This is a genomic window from Desmonostoc vinosum (assembly GCF_059505385.1).
Window position 1 is genome coordinate 624 of sequence record NZ_JCACKM010000296.1, and the last position, 3,842, is coordinate 4,465.

Consider the following 3,842-nt stretch of genomic DNA (forward strand, 5'->3'; position numbering starts at 1 on the left):
TGTAGTCTAACCTCTGCCTCTTTCCCCACTCCCTACTCCCTACTCCCCACTCCCTCAAACTTGAGTGTGTAGTCTAACCTCTGCCTCTTTCCCCACTCCCTACTCCCTACTCCCCACTCCCTTGAGCTTGCAAGATATCCTGCTCCAATGGCAGACTCATAAAGGGAACATCTAATGAGCTAAGGTAGTTAAATGACAGCATCAACAACAACTAACAAAGGTGATTCGCCTAATGGCGATCGCTCTGCTGCACGTATCCTACATCAAAATGTTCTCGGTTCTCGTCGGTTGAGTAACTACTGGTGGGCAACTGTCGTAACTTTGGGTGCTACAGGCTTTTTGTTAGCTGGTATATCCAGTTATCTAAAAATAAATTTACTCATAGTGACCGATCCAACTCAACTGATATTCTTTCCCCAGGGCTTGGTTATGGGTTTGTATGGCTCTGCTGGTGTGCTTTTAGCCCTATACCTCTGGCTGATGATTTTATGGGATGTCGGGGGCGGTTATAACGAATTCAATCAAGAGGCTGGTACCATCAAAATTTTCCGTTGGGGATTTCCTGGTAAAAACCGCCGCATTGAGGTTAATAACCGTATCCAAGATGTACAATCTGTAAAAATTCTGATTAAAGAAGGTATGAATCCTCGTCGCGCACTTTACTTACGTATTAAGGGTCAGCGAGATATTCCCCTCACAAGGGTAGGCCAACCCTTATCTTTAACGGAGTTGGAAACAAAAGGTGCTGAATTAGCCCGCTTTTTAGAAGTACCCTTAGAAGGACTGTAAGAAATTTGGGAATGGAAAATTGGAAACTGGTGTTTGTTCTTTCTCCCCCTACTTTCCTAACGCCACTTGCTACAACGGGGGGAACCCCCGCAACGCAGTGGCTCCTCCCTACTCCCTACTCCCTACTCCCTAATTCGTATAACTGAACAATGCGGTTAAAAATTTCACAATTTTTGTTTGCTGCTGTAATGATCGGTGCTTTGATGTTGACAGGATGTTCAACACAGCAAGTTTCTTCTAATACTTCACCAACTTCGACAGCTACAGCTACATCGAAAACAACTGAAGCAAGCACCAAGATAACTACTGAAGCAACATCAGTATCTGAAACTACTAGTGAGAGTATTCCTGGAATGGCAGATTTACCAAAGCTCGAAGGCAAAGCTACTGTGGTAGTTACAGTTAAAGGCTCGCCGATAACCATTGAAGTCGATGGCACTAATGCCCCAGTGACAGCTGGCAATTTTGTAGATTTAGTACAAAAAGGTGTATATGATGGCTTGGTTTTCCATCGTGTTGTGCGCGATCCCCAACCGTTTGTAGTTCAAGGTGGCGATCCTCAAAGTAAAGACCCGAAAGTTTCAATCAACAGATTAGGAACAGGTAGTTTTATTGATCCGAAAACCGAAAACGTTCGTTATGTACCTTTAGAAATTAAGCAAAAAGGTTCAAGTAGCCCAATTTATAGCAAACCATTTGATGCAACTGTCCAGCCTGTAGAATTGCCTCATAGACAGGGTGCAGTGGCAATGGCCCGATCGCAACAACCAGACTCTGCTTCGTCCCAATTTTACTTTGCTCTAGCGGATTTAGCTTTCCTTGATGGTAACTACGCCGTTTTTGGTTACGTTACTCAAGGCTTCGATGTTGTTAACAAAATTCAGCAAGGCGATCGCATCGATTCCGCTAAAGTGACACAAGGCGCAGAAAATTTGAAAATGCCTGGTTAGGAAGATGAGGAAGCAGGGAGCAGGGGAGCAGCGAGCAGGGGGAAGGTTGTATGTAGATTTCCCCCTTGCGCTTGGCCACTGAGCGTAGTCAAAGTGCTGCACCCTGCCTCTTTCCCAATTCCCTACTCCCTACTCCCCACTCCCCATTGTCTAAAGTTGTTGTCACTGGCATTGGTCTGATTTCTGCTCTTGGCTATAGTCTGGCAGAAAGCTGGAAAAATTTGCTACTAAGCAAATCTGGAATTCGGATATGTCAACCATTTCCAGAACTAGAACCATTTCCTCTAGGATTAATTAATCAACAACCAGCGGAATTAACTCAGCTAACTCAGCTGGTTGTTGCAGCTGCACTCAAAGATGCTGGATTAGTTTCACCTTTGCCTGATTGTGCTGTGGTGATTGGCTCAAGTCGCTCTCATCAAGCATCTTGGGAGATGCTGGCACGGCAGATGTATTCGGACGGGGGGAATATTTCTCTGTGTTTTTCCTCCCGTCCCTCTATTGAGAATTGGTTGGATACTTTACCACATATGAATGCGATCGCCGCAGCACGACAAATTGGTGCATCTGGGATAGTTTTGGCACCAATGGCAGCTTGTGCTACAGGAGTTTGGGCAATTGCTCAAGCCGCTTTACTCGTGCAAACTGGGCAATGTCAACGAGCGATCGCAGGGGCTGTGGAAGCGCCAATTACACCCTTATCTCTGGTAGGATTTCACAAGATGGGTGCTTTGGCGAAAACAGGGGCTTATCCCTTTGACTTGCGCCGGGAAGGCTTGGCTTTGGGCGAAGGTGCAGCCGTGTTGATATTAGAATCGGCGGCATTGGCAAAGCGGCGTCATGCAAGGGTATATGGTGAAATTGTGGGAATTGGCATCACAAACGACGCCTATCATCCTAATTCACCAGATCCTGAAGGTAAAAGTGCGATCGCAGCCATCAATAAGTGTTTAGAACGTAGTAGCCTGACACCAGCAGATATTGATTACATTCATGCTCATGGTACTGCTACACAGCTAAATGACCGCATGGAAAGCATGGTTATTCAGCGTTTATTTCCTCAAAAGGTAGCAGTTAGTTCAACCAAAGGAGCCACAGGCCATACTTTAGGGGCATCGGGGGCTTTGGGTGTAGCATTTGCTTTGATGGCATTAAAGTATCAAATATTGCCTCCTTGTGTAGGATTGCATGAACCAGAGTTTGATTTAGGTCTTGTGAGGACAGCACGGTTCAGTAAAATTAAGCAGGCGCTATGTTTCTGTTTTGGCTTTGGTGGTCAGAATACTGCGATCGCGTTGAGTCACAAAAAAGAACAGTAAATGTTGACTGATGACTTCTAACCGTCAACAGTCAACGCGAAACCCCAATAAATCTTTACCTGAAACAGCAAGAAGGCTCACACCTACCCGATAGGGAGGTGTCGAGATGCGAATAATGCGGGAAGCGGAGCTACACCGCATTTTCGCTCATGAATTGCGCGTGAGTTGAGGAGTGTAGTCTAGTAAAAAATCTATGAAGACCGAGGCTATCCCCATTGAATTGGGAAGCCTACACTGACCTGACGGTACAGTGTAGGTAGTTCACACTAACTGAATACTGTCATCGATTGAGAAACCACTCGGATTATTTTGAATGTTGGCGAATTTAGTTTCTAAGAAGAACAAATCACCATTCAAAGAGTTGTAGCTGAACTCATCAAGGGATGTCGCACCAAATCCTGATTGAGAAACTTGAATTGTATCGTTCTCAACAATCTTGAAGTCTTTGATAATATCAATACCTTCCAATAGTCTGTTGAAGACAAAATTATCTGCACCAAGTCCGCCTGTCAGATTATCATTACCAGCATTACCAGTAAGAGTATCATTGCCGCTACCTCCTACAAGAATGTCGTTACCACTACCACCAGAGATAGTGTCATTACCGCTACCACCAGAGATAGTGTCGTTACCACTACCACCAGAGATAGTGTCATTACCGCTACCACCAGAGATAGTGTCATTACCACTACCACCAGAGATAGTGTCATTGCCACCATTGCCAAACAGTAGGTTATCTTGCTCGTCACCTGCAATCGTGTCATTTTGATTTGTCCCTTTGACA

4 protein-coding genes are annotated in these 3,842 nt (G+C 45.1%); 3 read left to right on the forward strand and 1 reads right to left on the reverse strand.

Annotated elements, in window-relative coordinates:
• Window positions 1–192 precede the first annotated feature (192 nt).
• The 3 genes from AC5JMF_RS30495 (at window position 193) to AC5JMF_RS30505 (ending at window position 3,058) form a co-directional block, all read left to right on the forward strand.
• On the forward strand, window positions 193–789 hold the full coding sequence (locus AC5JMF_RS30495; RefSeq protein ID WP_495799450.1) for a photosystem I assembly protein Ycf4: 597 nt from the start codon (window positions 193–195) through the stop codon (window positions 787–789).
• A gap of 149 nt (window positions 790–938) precedes the next feature.
• Window positions 939–1,739 (forward strand): peptidylprolyl isomerase, encoded by an 801-nt coding sequence (locus AC5JMF_RS30500; RefSeq protein WP_495799451.1) that lies wholly within the window; start codon window positions 939–941, stop codon window positions 1,737–1,739.
• Window positions 1,740–1,885: 146 nt separating this feature from the next.
• Window positions 1,886–3,058, forward strand: coding sequence for a beta-ketoacyl-ACP synthase (locus tag AC5JMF_RS30505; protein ID WP_495799452.1), 1,173 nt, complete (start codon window positions 1,886–1,888; stop codon window positions 3,056–3,058).
• Window positions 3,059–3,319: 261 nt separating this feature from the next.
• Here the strand turns inward: AC5JMF_RS30505 and AC5JMF_RS30510 are convergent.
• A partial coding sequence (locus tag AC5JMF_RS30510) for a calcium-binding protein (protein ID WP_495799453.1) occupies window positions 3,320–3,842 on the reverse strand: 523 nt, incomplete at its 5' end.